General features: G+C 62.8%; 23 protein-coding genes. 9 read left to right on the forward strand and 14 right to left on the reverse strand.

Annotation, left to right across the window (positions count from 1 at the left end; all coding sequences use genetic code 11):
• Positions 1-7: 7 nt before the first annotated feature.
• Positions 8-796, reverse strand: a complete 789-nt coding sequence (locus MKS85_RS19830; protein ID WP_047229732.1) for a YfaP family protein — start codon at positions 794-796, stop codon at positions 8-10.
• A gap of 498 nt (positions 797-1294) precedes the next feature.
• On the opposite strand from MKS85_RS19830, the gene MKS85_RS19835 reads away from it, so the two are divergent.
• The 4 genes from MKS85_RS19835 (at position 1295) to MKS85_RS19850 (ending at position 6454) form a co-directional block, all read left to right on the forward strand.
• The gene (locus tag MKS85_RS19835) at positions 1295-1537 is read left to right on the forward strand and encodes an exodeoxyribonuclease VII small subunit (RefSeq protein WP_047229733.1); all 243 of its coding nucleotides are present in this window, start codon (positions 1295-1297) and stop codon (positions 1535-1537) included.
• Positions 1534-2421 (forward strand): (2E,6E)-farnesyl diphosphate synthase, encoded by an 888-nt coding sequence (ispA, locus tag MKS85_RS19840; protein WP_047229734.1) that lies wholly within the window; start codon positions 1534-1536, stop codon positions 2419-2421. The genes MKS85_RS19835 and ispA overlap by 4 nt, the downstream gene beginning before the upstream one ends.
• Before the next feature lie 105 nt (positions 2422-2526).
• On the forward strand, positions 2527-4425 hold the full coding sequence (gene dxs, locus MKS85_RS19845) for a 1-deoxy-D-xylulose-5-phosphate synthase (RefSeq protein WP_188251928.1): 1899 nt from the start codon (positions 2527-2529) through the stop codon (positions 4423-4425).
• Positions 4426-4573: 148 nt separating this feature from the next.
• Positions 4574-6454, forward strand: a complete 1881-nt coding sequence (locus MKS85_RS19850; RefSeq protein WP_188251927.1) for a TonB-dependent receptor domain-containing protein — start codon at positions 4574-4576, stop codon at positions 6452-6454.
• 139 nt (positions 6455-6593) lie between these two features.
• Here MKS85_RS19850 and MKS85_RS19855 read toward each other — a convergent pair whose 3' ends face one another.
• The 12 genes from MKS85_RS19855 to nrdR form a co-directional block, all read right to left on the reverse strand.
• Positions 6594-7391 (reverse strand): cobalamin-binding protein, encoded by a 798-nt coding sequence (locus MKS85_RS19855; protein WP_188251926.1) that lies wholly within the window; start codon positions 7389-7391, stop codon positions 6594-6596.
• Complete coding sequence (locus MKS85_RS19860) at positions 7391-7810, reverse strand: hypothetical protein (RefSeq protein ID WP_047229737.1); 420 nt, start codon at positions 7808-7810, stop codon at positions 7391-7393. Before MKS85_RS19860 ends, MKS85_RS19855 begins: the two co-directional genes overlap by 1 nt.
• The gene (gene ribA, locus MKS85_RS19865; protein ID WP_047229738.1) at positions 7807-8424 is read right to left on the reverse strand and encodes a GTP cyclohydrolase II; all 618 of its coding nucleotides are present in this window, start codon (positions 8422-8424) and stop codon (positions 7807-7809) included. The genes MKS85_RS19860 and ribA overlap by 4 nt, the downstream gene beginning before the upstream one ends.
• A gap of 109 nt (positions 8425-8533) precedes the next feature.
• The gene (locus MKS85_RS19870) at positions 8534-9292 is read right to left on the reverse strand and encodes an ABC transporter substrate-binding protein (protein WP_188251925.1); all 759 of its coding nucleotides are present in this window, start codon (positions 9290-9292) and stop codon (positions 8534-8536) included.
• 11 nt (positions 9293-9303) lie between these two features.
• Positions 9304-9807 carry a phosphatidylglycerophosphatase A gene (locus tag MKS85_RS19875; protein ID WP_047229740.1) on the reverse strand — a complete coding sequence of 168 codons (504 nt, stop codon included), beginning with the start codon at positions 9805-9807 and terminating at the stop codon, positions 9304-9306.
• Complete coding sequence (gene thiL / locus MKS85_RS19880) at positions 9804-10769, reverse strand: thiamine-phosphate kinase (protein ID WP_047229741.1); 966 nt, start codon at positions 10767-10769, stop codon at positions 9804-9806. The genes MKS85_RS19875 and thiL overlap by 4 nt, the downstream gene beginning before the upstream one ends.
• Positions 10770-10787: 18 nt before the next feature.
• A complete protein-coding gene (gene nusB, locus MKS85_RS19885; protein WP_047229742.1) occupies positions 10788-11288 on the reverse strand; it encodes a transcription antitermination factor NusB in 501 nt (166 codons plus the stop codon).
• Positions 11285-11761 carry a 6,7-dimethyl-8-ribityllumazine synthase gene (gene ribE, locus MKS85_RS19890; RefSeq protein WP_047229743.1) on the reverse strand — a complete coding sequence of 159 codons (477 nt, stop codon included), beginning with the start codon at positions 11759-11761 and terminating at the stop codon, positions 11285-11287. Before ribE ends, nusB begins: the two co-directional genes overlap by 4 nt.
• 90 nt (positions 11762-11851) lie before the next feature.
• Positions 11852-12943 carry a bifunctional 3,4-dihydroxy-2-butanone-4-phosphate synthase/GTP cyclohydrolase II gene (ribBA, locus tag MKS85_RS19895; RefSeq protein ID WP_076383459.1) on the reverse strand — a complete coding sequence of 364 codons (1092 nt, stop codon included), beginning with the start codon at positions 12941-12943 and terminating at the stop codon, positions 11852-11854.
• Between the two features lie 16 nt (positions 12944-12959).
• Complete coding sequence (locus MKS85_RS19900; protein WP_047229745.1) at positions 12960-13622, reverse strand: riboflavin synthase; 663 nt, start codon at positions 13620-13622, stop codon at positions 12960-12962.
• Between the two features lie 46 nt (positions 13623-13668).
• Positions 13669-14802: a bifunctional diaminohydroxyphosphoribosylaminopyrimidine deaminase/5-amino-6-(5-phosphoribosylamino)uracil reductase RibD gene (ribD, locus tag MKS85_RS19905; protein WP_047229746.1), complete on the reverse strand. Its 1134-nt coding sequence runs from the start codon at positions 14800-14802 to the stop codon at positions 13669-13671.
• Positions 14799-15263, reverse strand: a complete 465-nt coding sequence (nrdR, locus tag MKS85_RS19910; protein WP_024778359.1) for a transcriptional regulator NrdR — start codon at positions 15261-15263, stop codon at positions 14799-14801. Before nrdR ends, ribD begins: the two co-directional genes overlap by 4 nt.
• 127 nt (positions 15264-15390) lie before the next feature.
• On the opposite strand from nrdR, the gene MKS85_RS19915 reads away from it, so the two are divergent.
• The 3 genes from MKS85_RS19915 to trxA all read left to right on the forward strand — a co-directional run bounded on the left by MKS85_RS19915 (position 15391) and on the right by trxA (position 17565).
• Positions 15391-15861, forward strand: coding sequence for a YbaY family lipoprotein (locus tag MKS85_RS19915; RefSeq protein WP_047229747.1), 471 nt, complete (start codon positions 15391-15393; stop codon positions 15859-15861).
• Positions 15858-16511 (forward strand): methyltransferase, encoded by a 654-nt coding sequence (locus MKS85_RS19920; protein WP_076383455.1) that lies wholly within the window; start codon positions 15858-15860, stop codon positions 16509-16511. The genes MKS85_RS19915 and MKS85_RS19920 overlap by 4 nt, the downstream gene beginning before the upstream one ends.
• A 181-nt stretch (positions 16512-16692) precedes the next feature.
• Positions 16693-17565 carry a thioredoxin gene (trxA, locus tag MKS85_RS19925; RefSeq protein ID WP_047229749.1) on the forward strand — a complete coding sequence of 291 codons (873 nt, stop codon included), beginning with the start codon at positions 16693-16695 and terminating at the stop codon, positions 17563-17565.
• A gap of 67 nt (positions 17566-17632) precedes the next feature.
• Here trxA and MKS85_RS19930 read toward each other — a convergent pair whose 3' ends face one another.
• Complete coding sequence (locus tag MKS85_RS19930; RefSeq protein ID WP_047229750.1) at positions 17633-17980, reverse strand: hypothetical protein; 348 nt, start codon at positions 17978-17980, stop codon at positions 17633-17635.
• 132 nt (positions 17981-18112) lie between these two features.
• On the opposite strand from MKS85_RS19930, the gene MKS85_RS19935 reads away from it, so the two are divergent.
• Together MKS85_RS19935 and MKS85_RS19940 are read left to right on the forward strand one after the other, a co-directional pair.
• Positions 18113-18703: a DUF2796 domain-containing protein gene (locus tag MKS85_RS19935; RefSeq protein WP_047229751.1), complete on the forward strand. Its 591-nt coding sequence runs from the start codon at positions 18113-18115 to the stop codon at positions 18701-18703.
• A 161-nt stretch (positions 18704-18864) separates the two neighbouring features.
• Positions 18865-19575: an ABC transporter ATP-binding protein gene (locus MKS85_RS19940; protein ID WP_076383452.1), complete on the forward strand. Its 711-nt coding sequence runs from the start codon at positions 18865-18867 to the stop codon at positions 19573-19575.
• Position 19576: the final 1 nt, after the last annotated feature.

A 19576-nucleotide genomic window follows, 5' to 3' on the forward strand; every position in this document is an offset into this window, starting at 1 on the left:
CGGATACTTAGTAGTTGAAAGTCTTGACCAGCAACAGATCGCCGATGGCGCGCAGGGGCACGACAAAGGTTTCGCGTTTTTCATCGACGGTGTTTTCGTTGAGCACCAGGTTGATCTGCGAGGTGATCACCTCGTTCTGGTTGCTGGTTTCCTCGAAGTTGTAGCCACCGTTGCTGTAGTTGCCCCAGTAGTTCACGTAGACCAGGTAGGTACCGTGCATCGGCGCGGTCATGGTGAACATCTCAGGGCCAGGGCCATCGACGCCATCGGGGTCGAGGCCGCCGCCGTTGCTCAGCGCCGGCCGGCCGAAGAACGCATGCTGGCCGTCGGGGGTGACGATGTGCAGGTCCAGCTCGGCCTTGGGATCGTCCCAACCCAGCACCACGCGGATCTGCGCCGGGGTTCGCTGGTTGTTGGCTTCATAGAACTGCACGCGCTTGAGGGACTGGCCTGCGGAGCTGCGTACCTCGACGCTGTTGGAGCCCGCGCCAAAGGCATACGGGCGGGCGAAACGTCCTTCATCGTCGGTATAGAGATTCAGTGGATTGCCGTTGACGGCCAGGCTGTGGGGCGCCCGGGCCGTGCCCATGGCCTTGAGCCGGCCCTCGATCATCGTGCGATTGCGCTGCACGCCGCGGTCGATGGGCGGCGTGGGATAGGCCACGCGCGGGTTTTCAGTGCGATCGAGCAAGCCGCTGTAGCGCCAGCCGCCGACGGGCTCCGACAGCTCGGCGGCAGGCTCGGCCCACGCCAGTGGCGCGCCCGCCAGCACGATCAACAATGAAAGAAAACGCATGTCTGCCTCCTGCCATGCATGACCCAACCCGGCGCCCTTCCTCGGCGCTGCCTGTCATTATTCGGGTTACGTCTGAAGGCCCCGCCACAAGGGGCCCGTAGATGCGGCGAAGGTTAGCGATTCGGCGGATTATTCACAATCAGGGAACGCGCGAATCTGTGTGGGAAATCACGTACTGAGGGGGGCGTGAGCCGATTAGCGTGGCTATTCGGCTCACGAAATGAGCCGAATACGGAAACTGACGTAGCTTCGGAGGTAATCCCGTTGCCTCTATTGGCGCTGGCGAAGCCTGCGATCTTTTAACTTTCGCTCAAGATTCAATTGGCAGGGGGAAGATCGCAGCCTCGTTGCACTCGACAGTTCCTACAGGTCCAGCAGGAGCTTGCCCCTTACCAAAAAGCAGTGCCTCACAGACCGCGCAGGTCCTGCTCTGATTTGCCCCAATACCCCATGTCTGCTAGTGTCGCGCCCGTTTAACAGTCAACCGGAATCGCCGCCATGGCCCGCAAAAAAGCTGCACTGGACTTCGAACAATCTCTGGCCGACCTGCAAACGCTGGTCGAGCGGCTGGAGAACGGCGAGTTGTCGCTGGAAGACTCGCTGACCGCCTTCGAGCAGGGCATCGGCTTGACTCGCGACTGCCAGGCGGCGCTGGCCCAGGCCGAGCAAAAGGTGCAACTGTTGCTCGAACGCGATGGTGAGCTGACCGAAGAGCCTTTCGACGCGGACCAGCCTGAATGATCGGCGCTTATCAGGCCGGCAGTCAGGCCCGGGTCAACGCGGCACTGGATACCCTGTTCACCGCCCCAAGCCCTGAGCTGGCGCGGTTGTACGAGGCCATGCGCTACAGCGTGATGAACGGCGGCAAGCGCGTGCGTCCGCTGCTGGCCTACGCGGCGTGCGAAGCCTTGGGCGGCGCCCCTGAACAGGCCAACGGCGCGGCCTGCGCCGTGGAGCTGATCCACGCGTATTCGCTGGTCCATGATGATTTGCCAGCCATGGACGACGACGATTTGCGTCGCGGCCAACCCACCACCCACAAGAAATTCGACGAAGCCTGCGCGATCCTGGCCGGTGACGGCTTGCAGAGTCTGGCGTTCAGCGCCCTGCTGGAGCCGACGCTGAACGATTGCCCGGCGCAGATTCGCCTGGACATGGTCAGCGCCCTGGCGCTGGCGGCAGGCCCGGCCGGAATGGTCGGCGGCCAGGCCATCGACCTCGGTTCAGTGGGCCTCAAGCTGGATCAGAGCGCGCTGGAATACATGCATCGGCACAAGACCGGCGCCTTGATCGAGGCCAGCGTCAAACTCGGTGCCCTGGCCAGCGGTCGGGCCACGCCTGACCAATTGCAAGCCTTGCAGACCTACGCCCGGGCCATTGGCCTGGCGTTCCAGGTGCAGGACGACATCCTTGACGTCGAAAGCGATACCCAGACCCTGGGCAAACGCCAGGGCGCCGATATCGCTCGCGACAAACCGACCTACCCGGCCCTGCTCGGCCTCGACGCTGCCAAGGCCTATGCCCTGGAGTTGCGCGACCAGGCCTTGAGCGCGCTGCGACCCTTTGACGCGGCGGCCGAGCCGTTGCGCGAGCTGGCCCGATATATCGTCGAACGCCGTAGCTGATACGGGGTCAGACTGCGTATCGGCCAAGTTCCGGCCTACGCGTGGGCAGCTTGCGATGCATAAGGTAAACTGCCGCCTCTTTCTATACCTATAACGATTCGCCTGATGCCCACGACGTTTCAAGAGATTCCCCGCAAACGCCCGACCACGCCGCTGCTGGACCGCGCCAACACGCCGGACGGCTTGCGTCGCCTGGGTGAAGCCGAGCTGGAAACCCTGGCCGATGAGTTGCGCCTGGAGCTGCTCTACACGGTCGGCCAGACCGGTGGCCACTTTGGCGCCGGCCTTGGCGTCATCGAGCTGACGATCGCGCTGCATTACGTATTCGACACCCCGGACGACCGGCTGGTGTGGGACGTCGGTCATCAGGCCTATCCGCACAAAATCCTCACTGGCCGTCGCGAGCGCATGGGCACGCTGCGCCAGAAGGACGGCGTGGCAGCGTTCCCCCGGCGCTCCGAGAGCGAGTACGACACCTTTGGTGTCGGCCATTCCAGCACCTCCATCAGCGCCGCCCTGGGCATGGCGATTGCCGCCCGTCTGCAAGACAGCGAGCGCAAGGCGATTGCCGTGATCGGCGATGGTGCACTGACGGCAGGCATGGCTTTCGAGGCGCTGAACCACGCGCCGGAAGTCAACGCCAACATGCTGGTGATCCTCAACGACAACGACATGTCGATCTCGCGCAACGTCGGCGGGTTGTCCAACTACCTGGCGAAGATTCTTTCCAGCCGCACCTACGCCAGCATGCGTGAAGGCAGTAAAAAGGTGCTCTCACGCCTGCCAGGCGCCTGGGAAATCGCCCGCCGCACCGAGGAATACGCCAAGGGCATGCTGGTGCCCGGTACGCTGTTCGAGGAGCTGGGCTGGAACTACATCGGCCCCATCGACGGCCATGACCTGCCCACTCTGATCGCCACCCTGCGCAACATGCGCGATCTCAAAGGCCCACAGTTCCTGCATGTGGTCACCAAGAAAGGCAAAGGCTTCGCCCCGGCGGAAGTCGACCCGATCGGTTACCACGCCATCACCAAGCTTGAGCCGGTGGACGCCCCGGCCAGCGCCCCGAAGAAGGCCAGCGGACCAAAGTATTCCGCCGTGTTCGGCCAATGGCTGTGCGACATGGCCGCCGCCGACCCGCGCCTGGTGGGCATTACCCCGGCGATGAAGGAAGGCTCGGACCTGGTGGCCTTCAGCGAACGCTACCCGCAGCGCTACTTCGACGTGGCGATTGCCGAGCAGCACGCTGTCACCCTCGCCGCCGGCATGGCGTGTGAAGGCGCAAAACCGGTGGTGGCGATTTATTCGACCTTCCTGCAACGCGGCTACGACCAGCTTGTTCATGACGTCGCGGTGCAGAACCTCGATGTGCTGTTCGCCATCGACCGTGCAGGCTTGGTGGGCGAAGACGGCCCGACCCACGCCGGCAGCTTCGATCTTTCGTTCCTGCGCTGCATCCCCGGCATGCTGCTGATGACGCCGAGCGATGAAAACGAGTTGCGCAAAATGCTCACCACCGGTCACCTGTTCAATGGCCCGGCGGCGGTGCGCTACCCTCGCGGCAGCGGCCCGAATTCGACCATTGAAGCTGATCTTGAGCCGATCGAAATCGGCAAGGGCGTGATTCGCCGCCAGGGCAAGCAGACCGCCCTGCTGGTGTTTGGCGTGCAACTGGCCGAGGCCTTGAAGGTCGCCGAAACCCTGGACGCCACCGTGGTGGACATGCGCTTCGTCAAACCCCTGGACGAAACCCTGGTGCGCGAGTTGGCCGGCAGTCACGAACTGCTGGTGACCGTCGAGGAAAACGCCATCATGGGCGGCGCCGGAGCGGCGGTCAGCGAGTTCCTGGCCCGGGAAAACATCCTCAAGTCGGTGCTGCACCTGGGCCTGCCGGACATCTACGTCGAACACGCCAAACCGGCGCAGATGCTGGCTGAATGCGGTCTGGACGAGGCCGGGATCGAAGCGGCCGTGCGCCAGCGGTTGCAGCTGTTGGGTCGGTAAATCTTCAGACCACACAAATCCCTTGTGGGAGCGAGCCTGCTCGCGATGGCGTAAGACCAGTCGACATCTATATTGACTGACGCACCGCTATCGCGAGCAGGCGCGCTCCCACAGGGGTATGCGTGGAGCCATATTTCTCGGAACACCCATGAAACTGCGCCTCGCCCTGACCTTCTCACTGCTACCAACCACCGAGCTGCTGGCCGACACCTTCGAACGCGATCAGGCCCTCAAGCTCCCCGACGTGGTCATCAGCGCCAACCGCCAGGTCGAGGCCCGCAACGACAGTAGCGCCGCCAACACGGTATTCACCCGTGACGACATCGAACGCCTGCAACCGGCCAGCGTGACCGACCTGCTCAGCCGTGTGCCGGGGGTTCAGGTGGCGCCGCTGGGCGGGCGTGGCAGCCTGCCGGGAATTTACATTCGCGGCACCAAATCGGCCCAGAGCCTGGTGCTGGTGGACGGCCAGCGCATCGGCAACTCCACCTCCGGCGACAGCAACTTGCAACGCCTGAACATCAACCAGATCGAACGGGTGGAAGTGCTGCGCGGTTCGCGCTCAGTGATCTACGGCGCCGACGCGGTGGGCGGGGTGATCCAGATCTTCACCCGTCGCGGCAACGAACAAGGCCTGCAACCGCGCTTGCACCTGGGTTTCGGCAGCCACCAGACCTGGGAGCGCAGCCTGGGCCTGTCCGGCGGTGATGATCGAACACGCTTCAGCCTCGGCGCCAGCCTGGATGAAAGCGATGGGACCAATCGCACTCATGAGTCCTACGCCAGCGACCGAGACCTTGATGCCAACCGCAACCAGTCCTTGAGCCTGAGCTTGAGTCATGAGCTCAACGCTGACCTGGAAGTGGGCCTGAACCTGCTGGATAGCCGCGGCAAAAGCGAATACGACAACCCGTTCGGCCGCTTCGACCCGAACACCTTCGAGTCGTTGCCCCAGCAGCCCTACAGTGAATTTGCGGTGAGCAGTTTCAGCACTTATGTCGATGGGCGCATAAACGACGCGTGGAAATCGCGCCTGGAACTGGGCCACAGCGAAAACCGTGAAAAAACCTTCGACAAGCTCAGCGATGTCCGGGAAGTGTTCAACACCTACCGCGACTCGCTGACCTGGCAGAACGATGTAACGCTGGACGATCGCAACAGCCTGATCGTCGGTGGTGATTGGTACGAAGACCGGATCAACAGCAGCACGCCGTATGACGAAGACAGCCGCTGGAACCGTGCGGCGTTTATCCAGCATCGTTTCCGGGGCGAAACGTTCTCCACCGAACTGGGCGTGCGCCGCGATCAGAACCAGCAATTCGGCGCCCAGAATAGTTGGAGCGGCACGTTCACCCTGCCGGTGAATCCGGACAATGATGTACTGCTGACCTACAGCGAAAGCTTCCGCGCACCGACCTTCAACGACCTGTACTACCCGGACTTCAGTAACCCGGACCTTGAACCCGAAACCGCCAAAAGCTACGAACTGCAATGGCGCAGCCAACTGAGCGACAGCGCCCGCCTGGAGACTTCGCTGTACCGCACGGACCTGGAAGACGCGATTATTTTCGGCAGCAATTCACGCCCACAAAACGTCGCCTCGGCACGAATCAACGGTTTCGAAGCAGCCCTGAGCCAAGAGTTATTCGGCTGGCAGGGCAATTTGGGCCTGGCCATCATCGACCCACGGGACCGCGACAGCGGCCACACCCTGGCCCGCCGCGCCCGCCGGACCTTGAGCCTGGACCTGGATCGCCAATTTGACCGCTTGAGCCTGGGCGCCAGCTGGCAAGCGGTGAGCAGCAGCTACGACGATGAGAACAACCGCAATGCCCTGGGCGGATATGCCCTGCTCGGGTTGCGCGGCAGTTGGACGTTGAACCGCGAGGTGAAGCTGGAGATGAAGGTCGATAACCTGCTGAACAAGGGTTACAGCCGGGCGCTGTATAGCCATGAAGGTGGGCAGTATGGGTATCGTGAGGAGGGCCGGGCCTGGTTGTTTGGGGTGACCTGGACACCGGCGCTCTGATCCAGAGATTGTGGTGCCGGGACTGACCTCATCGCGAGCAGGCTCGCTCCCACAATTTGATCCGATGCGAATACAAAATCAGCGGCACCACAAATCCCTGTGGGAGCGAGCCTGCTCGCGATGAGGTCAGTCCCGCGATTTATCTGTCCGGCGCAATTAGCCCGCACAACCGCGCCGTCGCTTCGATCATCTGCCCACTGGGCCGTTCCAGCCCCTTGTCACTGACTAACAGCAGCCGCCCCTGCGCCACCGCCGCCAGCTGCGGCCAGGCTTTCCAGGCGTCGAGCTGGGCCTGGTCCGTGGCCAGGATGATCTGCGGATTGCGCTGCAACACTGACTCCACACTCACCTGCGGCGCCGGCAGGGTCAGGTCGGCAAACACATTGCGTGCCCCGCAAACCGCCAGCGCATCACTGATGATCTGCTCGCCGCCAACGGTGTACAGCGGCCGGTCCCAGACCTGATAGAACACCGGCAACGGCGTGTCGCGCCGGTAGCGCTGACGCAACGCCTCAAGACGCCCGCGCAACTGCGCCGCTCGCTCCACGCCCCGTTCCGGGCGGCCGAGTTGCGTGGCGATGGCTTCGATTTGGGTGATGAGCTGGTCGAGACTGTGGGGTTCGGCGACGTAGACAGGAATCTTCAATCCCTTGAGCTGCTGGCGTTGGGCGTTGCCGACGCTGCCGGGCCAGAGCAGGAGTAGATCGGGCCTGAGACTGAGCAAGCGCTCCATGTCCAATTGCCCATAACGCCCCACAGAAGGCAGGTCTTTCAACGCCAAGGGCCGATCGCCGCCATCCAACACGCCCACCAGCAGATCGGCGGAGTCCAGTTCAACCACGATTTCAGACAGGGACGGAGCCAGGCTGACCACACGCTGGGCCGCCACCGTCGAGGCGCTGACGGCCAACAGCAGGACCGCCAGCCAGCGGATCATCAACCGAGCTGACGCGGGATGCGATACAGGTAGAACAAGACCGTCGTGGACAATGCCAGCAGCATCAACGGCACCGCTTCCAGGCCCACGAACACCGCCAGGGCGCCGATCCAGGCCGGCAGGCCAGCAGCGAGAAAGGCCACACGCCGCCGGGCCGCCAAGGCGATCCAGGCTTGAGGCTCTTCGGGGGTGTCGAGGGCTTTTTGGGTGGCGATCAAAGCGTGTTTGTAAGCGCCAAAGAAGCGCAGGCTGACGAACATGGAGGCCACGCCAGCGATAAACAGCGGCATCGCCAGCACCGGCAGAATCGCTTCGCCCTGGCCGAATACCGCGTTGATCACGAACAGCGGCAGCAAGGCCAGCGCCAGGTATTGCCACCAACTGACAGACAGTCGCCGCCGAACCTGACCGCGCGTCACGCCCGATCAACCTCGCCCTGGTGCTCGTTGCCCATCATGTGATCGAGCTTGCTGGCCTTGGTCGCCAGGTAAAGCTTATTGTGGGGGTTGTGCCCGGTGTGCAGTGGCACGCGCTCGGCCACCACGATGCCCATATCGGACATCGCCTTGACCTTGCGCGGGTTGTTGGTCATCAAGCGCAACGACTTGACGCCCAGATGTTCGAGCATCGGCAGGCAGATGCTGTAGTCACGCAGGTCGGCCGCAAACCCCAGGCGCTCGTTGGCTTCGACCGTGTCGGCGCCGCCATCTTGCAGCTCATAGGCGCGAATCTTGTTCAGCAGGCCAATGCCGCGGCCTTCCTGGCGCAAGTAAAGCAGCACGCCACGCCCTTCGCGGGCAATGGCCCGCAGCGCGGCCTCAAGTTGCGAGCCGCAATCACAGCGCTGGCTGAACAAGGCATCGCCCGTCAGGCATTCAGAGTGCAGGCGGCCCAGTACCGGGGCACCGTCGGCGAAATCACCCAGGCTCAGCACGACGTGCTCGCGGCCAGTGGCTTCATCGAGAAAACCATGCATGGTGAATTGCGCAAAAGGCGTTGGCAGCTTGGAAGCGGCAACAAAAACGACAGGCACCGGTGTGCTCCTGATCTATTACTGGAGATTCGCAGAGGCGGGCATTGTAACAGCACGTCCCGACCGACGCTCAGGCTGAATTATCGGCCATAAACATCGAAAAGATTGATTACGGCTTTGGTGGCCTGCCGTGCTCGTCGAAGGGATAGGGTTGTTTCCAGCGTGCAAAAATCGGCTTCAGTCGACCGTTCTTCACCAGCTCAGCCATACGCCGGTCAAACAGGCCCCGTAGCACCCGACCGTTTTCGGTGTTGGCAAACCCCAGATAGAGCGGCAGATTGATCAGCGGCGAAAGTTTGAATTGCTGTGGATTCTCGGCCTTGGCAAGCAAGTTCTCGATTTCCATCAACGCATCGATATAAAAATCGGCGCGATCATGGACCAGCATCGGCAGGATGCCCACAGCACGGTGAATTTCGTTGAATTTGCGGATGTTAGGCAGGTAGCTGTCGTATTCGTAGCCACGCATCCACACCAGCCGATAGTTGCCGACCGTTGCCAATGTAGGAGACGGTTTGGAGGCCAGCCCCAAGGCGTAGATGTGATCTACATCGTAGTGCCATTGAGGATAAAGCACCCCCTCCGACTCATCGAGATAAGCGCCCACCTGCACATCGACCTCACCGCGCTGCACCAGCCCGATTGAACGGGTGTACGGCACGCTGCGGGTTTCCAGCCTCACGCCTGCGGGCTCGAACACTTCACGCAAGATGTCCCACGCCATGCCCTTGCCATCAGCCTGGGAGTAATCCGCCCATTCCTCGCTGGCCGCGCGCACCTTGTCGGGCAGCGCCGTCGGCTCGGCCGCCCGCGCGCCGAAGCAGCCCACCAGACACAACAGCAGTAAGAGTGCGCGGCTTGCGCCCATGCCTGAATCCCTCAGGAGAAACACCACACCAATCCTTGCATCGCCAGCCAGGCGAAGACACCGGCCAATACATCGTCAAGCATGATGCCTACGCCTCCATGCACCTTGCGGTCGATCCAGCGGATCGGCCATGGCTTGAGGATATCGAAGAAGCGGAACATCAGAAAACCCGCCAACAGCCAATACCATCCTTCCGGCACCAGCCACAGGGTAATCCACATGCCGACCATTTCGTCCCAGACGATGCCCTCATGATCGTGCACCCGCAGGTCATCCGCCACCTTGCCGCACAGCCAGAAGCCGAACAGCATGGTGATGCCGAGCATCAGCCAGTAGCCCCAGTCCGGCAACATCTGCCACAACGGTATAAAGGGTAGCGCAACCAGCGAGCCCCAGGTGCCCGGAGCTTTAGGTAAAGTGCCCGAACCGAAGCCGAACGCGAGGAAATGCCAGGGATTACGCCAGACCGAGGGCGGAACGAATTCCGCCGGGACCTGGTTGGGATGATCTGTCACGGTGTCTCCCGAAAATGTTGATAGCCCCGGATTTGCGGGGTGATGTCGTGTCCATCGCTGTCGAGCAGCGCAACACCTTGCCCGGCCACCACGCGACCGATCACATGGATCGGCCAGCCCTCGGCCTGCAACGCCATCAGTCGGACAGATGGCAAGGTGAATAGCAACACGTAATCGTCACCACCGCTCAACGCGGCGTGCGCGGCATTCGCTCGGCCCAGGAACGCTACCAAAGCCTTGGACAATGGCAGGCGGTCACGTTCAACGTGTAACGCCACACCTGACGCCAGGGCGATATGCCCGCAATCGGCGAGCAGGCCATCAGAGATATCCATCGCCGCGCCAGCCTTGCCCCGCAGCGCCAGGCCGAGGTCGATTTGCGGGCGTGGCGACCAATAATGCGCCAGCAGCGGCTCGGCGATATCAGGTTCGGCGGTGCGCTGCCCCAGCACGAGCGGCAATGCGCCAGCGCCATTGCCCAACTCGCCACCGACACATAGCCAATCACCGGGCTGCGCGCCGCCGCGAGTCAGAGCCTGGCCGCACGGCACGCGACCGAACACCGTCAGGGTCATGCTCAACGGCCCACGCGTCGTGTCACCGCCCACCAGCGCGACATCACACGCCTGGGCCATCTGGTTCAAACCACGGGCATAGGCTTGCAACCAATCGGCGGTCACCGTCGGCAAGGTCAGGGCCAGGGTAAATGCAAAAGGAGTAGCGCCCATGGCGGCCAGGTCACTGACCGCCACGGCCAGCGAGCGCTGGCCGAGCAGGAACGGGTCGCAAGGGTCTGGAAAATGCACACCGGCCACAAGGGTATCGGTGGACACCGCCAACTGCTCCCCGGGTGGAACGGCCAGCAAGGCGCAGTCGTCGCCGATCCCCAGCGCAACGCCCTCGCCGCCCTGCGCGCAAGACGCGGCGGCGAAGTAATGACGGATCAGCTCAAATTCGCCCATAGTCGCTGCAAACGCCGGTCAGCGCTTGAACGCCTTCACTTCAGCTTCACGCAGACGCGGGGCCAGCTTGTCGAGTACACCGTTGACGAACTTGTGCCCATCGGTGGACCCGAAGACTTTCGCCAGCTCGATCCCTTCGTTGATCACTACGCGGTAAGGAACGTCGACGCGCTGCATCAGCTCCCAGGTGGACAAGCGCAACACGGCCAGTTCAACCGGGTCCAGCTCTTCGATGGTCAGGTCCAGGCAAGGAGCCAGGGCAATGTCGATTTCGGTCTTGTGGGCCGGGACGCCATGCAGGATCTCGCGGAAATACGCGCCATCAACGTCACTGAAATCGTTGTCGACCCGAAACTGCGCTTCGATCTCGTTCAGCGATTGCTTGGCCATGTGCCATTGATACAGCGCCTGGGTCGCGAGCTGACGGGCTTCGCGACGCTTGACGCTCTTCGAAGGCTTGCCGGCATCGGCTGGCTTGGGATCGCGCGGGTTGAAACGATCGCTTTCGTCGCTAATCACTTGGCCTCCAACTGCGCCAGCAGGCTGACCATTTCCAGGGCGGACAGGGCAGCTTCGGCGCCTTTGTTACCGGCCTTGGTGCCGGAACGTTCAATGGCTTGCTCGATGGAATCAACGGTCAGCACGCCGAAGGCGACCGGCACGCCGAATTCCATGGACACCTGGGCCAGGCCCTTGGTGCATTCGCCGGCCACGTATTCGAAGTGCGGAGTACCGCCACGAATGACCGCGCCCAGGGCGATGATCGCCGCATATTCGCCCTTTTGAGCGACTTTCTGCGCAACCAGCGGAATTTCGAAGGCGCCAGGCGCACGGATGATGGTGATGTCGCTTTCGCTCACGCCATGGCGAACCAGGGCATCGACCGCACCGCCAACCAGGCTCTCAACCACGAAGCTGTTGAAACGGCCCACTACCAGAGCGTAGCGGCCTTGAGGGGCGATGAAGGTACCTTCGATGGTCTTCAGGGTCATTCGTCAGATCTCTTAAAGAGCCAGAGCGCGTTCGAATACGCGCTCCTTAGTGATATTAGCCGCGAATACTGAGCCGGAAATCCCGGGCCATTATTCGGAGGGCACGTATTCTACAACTTCCAGGTCGAAACCGGATATCGCATTAAATTTCATCGGTGCGCTCATCAGGCGCATTTTTCGTACGCCCAGGTCCCGCAGGATCTGCGAACCGGCGCCGACGATGCTGTAGGTGGTCGGTTTTTTCACGATGGTGTTATCGCCGGTTTCACGGATGTGCGCCAGCAACACGTCGCCATCGAGCGGGTGTCCGAGCAGCAGGACCACGCCGCTGCCGGCCTCGGCCACCGCGGCCATGGCGGCCCGCAGGCTCCAGCGGCCGGGCTGCTTGACCATCAGCAGGTCGCGCAGCGGGTCCATGTTATGCACGCGCACCAGGGTCGGTTCTTCGGCGCACACGGTGCCCAGGGTCAGCGCCATGTGCACGTCACCTTCCACCGAGTCGCGGTAGGTCACCAGGTTGAACTGGCCCAGTTCGCTGTCCAGCGGCTGCTCGGCAATCCGCTGAACGGTACGTTCGTGGATCATCCGGTAGTGGATCAGGTCGGCGATGGTGCCGATCTTGATGTTGTGTTCGGCGGCAAAGGCTTCCAGTTCCGCGCGACGGGACATGGTGCCGTCGTCGTTCATGACTTCGCAGATCACGCCGCTGGCTTCGAAACCAGCCATGCGCGCCAGGTCGCACGCCGCTTCGGTGTGGCCGGCACGGGCCAGGGTGCCGCCGGCCTGGGCCATCAGCGGGAAGATGTGGCCGGGGCTGACAATGTCTTCGGCCTTAGCGTCTTTCGCGGCGGCAGCCTGCACAGTGCGAGCACGGTCAGCGGCGGAGATCCCGGTGGTCACGCCCTCGGCGGCCTCGATGGACACGGTGAACTTGGTGCCGAAGCCGGAACCGTTGCGCGGCGCCATCAATGGCAGCTTCAAGAGCTCGCAGCGCTCGCGGGTCATGGGCATGCAGATCAGGCCACGGGCGTGCTTGGCCATGAAGTTGATGTGTTCGGCCTTGCAGCACTCGGCGGCCATGATCAGGTCGCCTTCGTTCTCGCGGTCTTCGTCATCCATGAGGATGACCATCTTGCCTTGGCGGATGTCTTCAACCAGTTCTTCGATGCTATTGAGCGCCACGCGGCACCCCCTTGGGTCAGGATTTGAGGTAGCCGTTGGCGGCCAGAAAGCTTTCAGTGATGTTACCGGCTGCAGGCGTTGCTGCCTTGTCACCCAACAGCAGGCGCTCCAGGTAACGGGCCAGCAGGTCAACCTCCAGGTTGACCCGGCGACCGGGCCGATACGAGGCCATGATGGTTTCGCTCAAGGTGTGCGGAATGATGGTCAGCAGGAACTCGGCGCCATCCACCGCATTGACCGTCAGGCTGGTGCCATCGACGGTGATCGAGCCTTTATGGGCGATGTACTTGGCCAGCTCTTTCGGGGCGCGGATGCGAAACTCCACGGCCCGGGCGTTATCGCTGCGCGCAACCACTTCACCCACGCCGTCGACATGGCCACTGACCAGATGTCCGCCCAGGCGGGTGGTAGGGGTCAGGGCTTTTTCCAGGTTGACCGGGCTGCCGCTCTTGAGATCGTTCATGGCGGTGCAGTCGAGGGTTTCGCGGCTGACGTCCGCCAGGAAACCATTGCCCGGCAGTTCGACGGCGGTCAGGCACACGCCGTTTACCGCGATGCTGTCGCCCAGTTTGACGTCGCTCAGGTCGAGCTTGCCGGTTTCGACATGAACCCGCACGTCGCCGCCCTTGGGGGTCAGTGCACGGATGCTGCCGATGGATTCGATGATGCCGGTAAACATGGAGTCCTCCTCGAGAACGGGCCGCCGCTTGAGCGAAAGCCGGGAATTATACGCGGGCCTGCGAAACGGGAACGGCGATGACTCGCCAGTCATCGCCCACGGCACGGATTTCGGTGATTTTCAGCTCCGGGGCATCTTTCATCTGCGCCAGCGGCCAATCCAGTAACGGTCGTGCCGAAGAGCCGAGGAACTTGCCGGCGATGAAAATCTGGAACTCATCCACCAATCCTTGCCGGGCAAAAGCCCCCGCCAGGCGTGGGCCGGCTTCCACCAGCACTTCATTGACGCCGCGGCCCGCCAGCTCCATCAGCAGGCGACGCAGATCGACCTGGCCATCGTCGCCCGCCACGATCATGCATTCTGGGCCATTGGCGTATTGTTCTTCCACCGCCATGCAGGTAGCGACCAGCGCCGGGCCGGCCTTAAAGAAAGGTGCGTCCAGCGGCACGCGCAGACGACCGTCCACCAGTACCCGCAACGGCGGACGACTCATGATCAGCGCGGTCTGCTGCGCATCCAGGCCCAGTTCATCGGCGCGCACGGTCAGCCGGGCGTTGTCGGCCAGCACCGTATCGGCGCCGGTCAGCACCACACTGGCCTGGGCGCGCAGGCGTTGCACCGCCGAACGTGCAGCCGGGCCGGTGATCCACTGGCTTTCGCCGCTTTCCATGGCGGTGCGGCCATCGAGGCTCATGGCGAGCTTGACCCGCACGAACGGCAAGCCGTGTTCCATGCGCTTGAGAAAACCTTCATTGAGCTTGCGGGCTTCGCCTTCCAGCACGCCGCTTTCGGTGGCGATACCGGCCTGGGCCAGCCGCTGCAGGCCGCGCCCGGCGACTTCCGGGTTCGGGTCCTGCATCGCCGCCACCACCCGCGCCACGCCGGCATTGACCAACGCATCGGCACAGGGCGGCGTATGCCCGTGATGGCTGCAGGGTTCGAGGGTCACGTAAGCCGTGGCGCCCCGAGCCTGTTCACCGGCGGCGCGCAGGGCATGGACTTCGGCATGGGGTTCGCCGGTGCGAATGTGCCAGCCTTCGCCGACAACCTGACCGTCACGCACGATCACGCAACCTACCCGGGGATTGGGATGCGTGGTGTAGTGACCGCGCCGCGCCAATTCCAGGGCACGGGCCATGTGTTGGGCGTCGAGGACCGCCTGCTGCGCCGGGCTGGTCATTCTTTCACCGGTTCGCGGGCCAGGCGGTCGATTTCTTCGCGAAATTCGTTCAAGTCCTGGAAACGGCGATAGACCGAGGCGAAACGGATGTAGGCGACTTCATCGAGCTTCTGCAGCTCGGCCATCACCAGTTCACCGACCACCAGGGATTTGACCTCGCGTTCGCCAGTGGCCCGCAGCTTGTGCTTGATGTGCACCAGCGCCGCTTCCAGGCGCTCGACGCTCACCGGGCGTTTTTCCAGGGCGCGCTGCATGCCAGCGCGCAGTTTGTCTTCGTCGAACGGCTGACGGCTGCCGTCGGTCTTGATCAGGCGCGGCAACACCAGTTCAGCGGTCTCGAACGTCGTGAAACGCTCGCCGCAGGCCAGGCATTCGCGCCGGCGGCGGACCTGTTCGCCCTCGGCGACCAGTCGCGAGTCGATGACCTTGGTGTCGTTGGCACCGCAGAAGGGACAGTGCATGGTGGCAGGCAACAAAAAAAGGGAGGGCCATGGTAGCGCATCCCACTGGCAAGACAAGCCATAGGGTTTACGGTATACAGACGGGGTTACCGTCAGCCCCCTGGAATTTACCTTGCTGGAGCCACACATGCCGCTACGATCGCTCGTTTTGCTCAGTCTATTCAGCCTGCTGATGGCGTGCAGCAGCGACGCCCCCAAACCCGATGCCCCCGCCCCGGCCAAGACCCCTGCGCCGAAACAGGCCCAGGAAAAAGCCCGCCAGGCCGCTGAACTGGGGCCGCTACCGGCGCACCAGCGGGAGTTGAGCGGCACCCTGCAAGGGATACCGGCCGGGGCCGAGGTCGAACTGGCGCTGCTGGTGATCGATGACAAGGATCGTCCGCAACAATTGCTCGCCAGCTCCAGCCTGATCGGCAACAACCAGGCCCTGCCCTTTCGCCTGCGCTTCAACCCCGAAGCCTTCCCGGTTGGCGCCCGCGTGGAACTGCGCGGCCGCGCCAGCCAGTCGGGCCAGTTGATCCTGCATCTGCCGGAGCAACGCATCAGCCAGCCGACCACCCAGGCGCTGGGCGCGCTGCAATTTGTCAAAGCGCCATGAATTCACCGCAAGACCTGCAGCACGCGTTGGGCCAGTTGCTTGGAGACGCGCGCCTAGTGGCTTGCCCGCTGCCTGAGACTGAGCTGAAATTGTGGCTGATCGACGGCGATAACATGGACCGCGCGTTCAGCCCGGAAGAAACCCGGCGCATTCTCCACGAACCACCTTACTGGAGCTTCTGCTGGGCCAGCGGCCTGGCCATGGCACGCTATCTGGTCGAACAGCCGCATTGGGTCGCAGGCAAGCGAGTGCTGGACTTCGGCGCCGGTTCCGGCGTGGCGGGTATTGCCGCGCTCAAGGCCGGGGCGCTGGAGGTGGTGGCCTGTGATCTGGATCCTCTGGCGCTTGCTGCGTGCCAGGCCAATGCCCTGCTCAATGACGTAACGCTTGGGTACTCGGAGGATTTTTTCGCCGAGGACGATCGCTTCGACCTGATCCTGGTCGCAGATGTGCTTTACGACCGCGCCAACCTGCCGTTGCTCGACCAGTTCCTCAGTCGCGGCCGCGAGGCCCTGGTGGCCGACTCCCGGGTGCGGGATTTCCAGCATCCGCTGTACCGGCGCATCGAAATGCTCGAAGCCATGACCTTGCCGGATCTGGCCGAGCCCGAGGAGTTTCGGCATGTGAGCCTGTACCACGCGCGGCGTTAGCCTCAAGAGCATCGCGAGCAAGCTCGCTCCCACAGGGTTTTGTGTCGAATACAAAATGTGTGTTCATCACAAATCCCATGTGGGAGCGAGCCTGCTCGCGATAAGGCACCGCCCCCCCGCTTTCAGCCGCCCCCCACCAAGCCGTATAGTTGCCCCATTCAAGCGTTCTACGAGATTCCCCATGACCCAGGACACCCCGTACATCTTCGACGCCACCACCGCCGACTTCGACCAGTCGGTGATCGCCAACTCTTTTCACAAACCGGTGCTGGTGGATTTCTGGGCCGAGTGGTGCGCGCCGTGCAAGGCGTTGATGCCGATGCTGCAAGGCATTGCAGAGAGCTATCGAGGCGAACTGCTGCTGGCCAAGGTCAACTGCGACATCGAGCAGGACATCGTCGCCCGCTTCGGCATTCGCAGCTTGCCTACCGTGGTGCTGTTCAAGGACGGCCAGCCCGTCGACGGTTTCGCTGGGGCCCAGCCGGAGTCCGCCGTGCGGGCGATGCTCGAACCCCATGTACAGATGCCGCCTCCGGCCGCCGCCGACCCGTTTGAACAGGCCCAGGCGCTGTTCGACGAGGGTCGTTTCGCTGATGCCGAGGCCGTGCTCACTGCACTGCTGGGGGAGGACAATACCAACGCCAAGGCGCTGATCCTGTATGCCCGCTGCCTGACCGAGCGCGGTGAGCTGACTGAGGCACAAACCGTGCTCGACGCGGTGAAAAGCGACGAGCACAAGGCCGCGCTGGCCGGGGCCAAGGCGCAGATCCAGTTTCTCGGCCTGGCCAAGGATCTGCCGGACGCCGCCGATCTCAAGGCCCGCCTGGCGAAAGATCCGCAGGACGACGAAGCGGTGTATCAACTGGCAATCCAGCAATTGGCCCGCCAGCAGTACGAGCCGGCCCTCGACGCGCTGCTCAAGCTGTTCATCCGCAACCGCAGCTACAGCGAAGGCCTACCCCACAAGACGTTGCTGCAAGTCTTCGAATTGCTGGGCAACGACCATCCGCTAGTGACGACCTATCGCCGCAAGCTGTTTGCGGCGTTGTACTAGAGGTGCCGTTGCAAGCTGCAAGCTTCGAGCTGCAAGCGGCGATTCGTTTCAGCTTGGGGCTTGCGGCTCAATCTGCGTGCCAGCTGTAGAGCGGTGTATCGCCGCCGCTGATGACTTTCACGTCCGGACTATGGCGCAAGCGCACTAACAGGCGTTTGCCGGCCGGGGCGCTGCCGGTCAGGCCTTCGAGCTGTTCCAGCAGGTCCGGACCGCTCAGTTGCCCGGCCTTGCGCAGCAATTCCCTGGCGATCTGCCACAAGGCATCGTCCTGGTTGGCCGGCCTGGCCGCAGCCGTCGCCGTGTTATCGGGCCTGACCGTTTGCAACTGCGCGCCGAGCTGCGCCCAGTCGCCCTCATCCATGTCGATCGACAAGTCCACCGGCCAATCACCGACGGTTCCGCGTATCCGCAACATTACCGTGCTCCTGAAAATTTCATGTGCCCATGCTCCCATGAGCCTTGCGCGACGCCAAGCAGCCGGTCAAACTCTGCGCACTTTCGTTATAAGATTACATAACAGAACACTCATTTTATCTGGAGACTCGTCATGCGCCGTCTGCTTCTCGCCCTGCCGTTCGCCCTGCTGCCCTTGGCTGTCGCCCATGCGGCGGTCGAGCATGACCACGATCATGATCACGAGCACGGCAGCCTCGGCGCCCATGAACACGGTGTCGGCCGGCTGAATGCCGCCCTGGATGGCCAAACCCTGGAACTGGAGCTGGAAAGCCCGGCGATGAACCTGGTGGGCTTCGAACACGCCGCCACCAGCGATGCCGACAAGGCCAAGGTCGCCGCCGTGCGTGCGCAACTGGACAAGCCGCTGGCGCTGTTCAGCCTGCCCGCCGCCGCCAAATGCACCGTGGCTCAGCAGGAACTGGAGAGTCCGCTGTTTGGCGATGAACCGGACCACGATGACCACGACGAAGATGAGCATGGCGACGAACACCACGGCGAACACAGTGAAATCCATGCCCACTACCAGTTCACCTGCGCCACCCCGGGCGCGTTGAAAAACCTGGACCTGGCGACCCTGTTCAAAACCTTCCCGGCCACCCAGAAAATTCAGGTACAACTGATCAGCCCGAGCGGCCAGCAAGGCGTGGAAGTGACGGCCAAGGCACCCACCCTGAAATTCTGATTGACCGCAAAACCAATGTGGGAGCGAGCCTGGTGGGAGCAAAGCTTGCTCGCGATGGCGGTTCGATTGTCGACACCCAAGTTGAATGTGACGGCCTCATCGCGAGCAAGCTTTGCTTCCACCGGTATTCCCACAGGTATTCATCTTTTGAACCCGCAAACATGACTCAAGCACTCATCGAACTGTCCGACCTGGGCTTCAGTTGGCCCGGACATCCACCCTTGCTGGATATCCCGGCGTTTCGCCTGGAGGCGGGAGAGACGCTGTTTCTCAAAGGTCCCAGCGGCAGCGGCAAGACCACGCTGCTGGGGCTGCTGGGCGGTGTGCAGACACCGGACCGGGGCAGCATTCGCCTGCTCGGCCAGGAACTCACCGAACTGGGCGCCGGGGCCCGTGACCGCTTTCGCGTCGACCACACCGGCTACATCTTCCAGCAATTCAACCTGCTGCCGTTTCTCTCGGTGCGCGAGAACGTTGAACTGCCCTGTCACTTCTCGAAACTGCGTGCACAACGGGCGATCCAGCGTCACGGCAGCGTCGATCAAGCCGCTGCCACGCTACTGGCGCACTTGGGCCTGACCGACACGAATCTGCTTGGGCGCCGCGCCGACTCGCTGTCCATCGGCCAGCAGCAACGGGTAGCAGCCGCCCGGGCATTGATCGGCCAGCCGGAACTGGTGATCGCCGACGAACCCACCTCGGCACTGGACTACGACGCCCGGGAAAACTTCCTGCGGCTGCTGTTCGCTGAATGCCGCGAGGCCGGATCGAGCCTGCTGTTCGTCAGCCATGACCAGAGCCTGGCGCCGCTGTTCGACCGCAACCTCTCGCTGGCCGATCTCAATCGCGCCGCCACGCCACTCGAGGTCTGAG

Origin of the sequence: Pseudomonas sp. JL2, from assembly GCF_031570495.1 — a bacterium.
GTDB lineage: Bacteria > Pseudomonadota > Gammaproteobacteria > Pseudomonadales > Pseudomonadaceae > Aquipseudomonas > Aquipseudomonas rhizophila.

Bases quoted from the DNA above. Each gene is read 5' to 3' on its own strand.
- thiL (WP_047229741.1), bottom strand. From the start codon at position 10,769: ATGGGCGAATTTGAGCTGATCCGTCATTACTTCGCCGCCGCGTCTTGC.
- MKS85_RS19855 (WP_188251926.1), bottom strand. From the start codon at position 7,391: ATGATCCGCTGGCTGGCGGTCCTGCTGTTGGCCGTCAGCGCCTCGACG.
- MKS85_RS19850 (WP_188251927.1), top strand. From the start codon at position 4,574: ATGAAACTGCGCCTCGCCCTGACCTTCTCACTGCTACCAACCACCGAG.
- ispA (WP_047229734.1), top strand. From the start codon at position 1,534: ATGATCGGCGCTTATCAGGCCGGCAGTCAGGCCCGGGTCAACGCGGCA.
- MKS85_RS19920 (WP_076383455.1), top strand. From the start codon at position 15,858: ATGAATTCACCGCAAGACCTGCAGCACGCGTTGGGCCAGTTGCTTGGA.
- MKS85_RS19870 (WP_188251925.1), bottom strand. From the start codon at position 9,292: ATGGGCGCAAGCCGCGCACTCTTACTGCTGTTGTGTCTGGTGGGCTGC.
- ribD (WP_047229746.1), bottom strand. From the start codon at position 14,802: ATGACCAGCCCGGCGCAGCAGGCGGTCCTCGACGCCCAACACATGGCC.
- nrdR (WP_024778359.1), bottom strand. From the start codon at position 15,263: ATGCACTGTCCCTTCTGCGGTGCCAACGACACCAAGGTCATCGACTCG.
- MKS85_RS19830 (WP_047229732.1), bottom strand. From the start codon at position 796: ATGCGTTTTCTTTCATTGTTGATCGTGCTGGCGGGCGCGCCACTGGCG.
- MKS85_RS19835 (WP_047229733.1), top strand. From the start codon at position 1,295: ATGGCCCGCAAAAAAGCTGCACTGGACTTCGAACAATCTCTGGCCGAC.
- MKS85_RS19935 (WP_047229751.1), top strand. From the start codon at position 18,113: ATGCGCCGTCTGCTTCTCGCCCTGCCGTTCGCCCTGCTGCCCTTGGCT.
- trxA (WP_047229749.1), top strand. From the start codon at position 16,693: ATGACCCAGGACACCCCGTACATCTTCGACGCCACCACCGCCGACTTC.
- ribE (WP_047229743.1), bottom strand. From the start codon at position 11,761: ATGACCCTGAAGACCATCGAAGGTACCTTCATCGCCCCTCAAGGCCGC.
- MKS85_RS19900 (WP_047229745.1), bottom strand. From the start codon at position 13,622: ATGTTTACCGGCATCATCGAATCCATCGGCAGCATCCGTGCACTGACC.
- MKS85_RS19915 (WP_047229747.1), top strand. From the start codon at position 15,391: ATGCCGCTACGATCGCTCGTTTTGCTCAGTCTATTCAGCCTGCTGATG.
- MKS85_RS19940 (WP_076383452.1), top strand. From the start codon at position 18,865: ATGACTCAAGCACTCATCGAACTGTCCGACCTGGGCTTCAGTTGGCCC.
- MKS85_RS19930 (WP_047229750.1), bottom strand. From the start codon at position 17,980: ATGTTGCGGATACGCGGAACCGTCGGTGATTGGCCGGTGGACTTGTCG.
- dxs (WP_188251928.1), top strand. From the start codon at position 2,527: ATGCCCACGACGTTTCAAGAGATTCCCCGCAAACGCCCGACCACGCCG.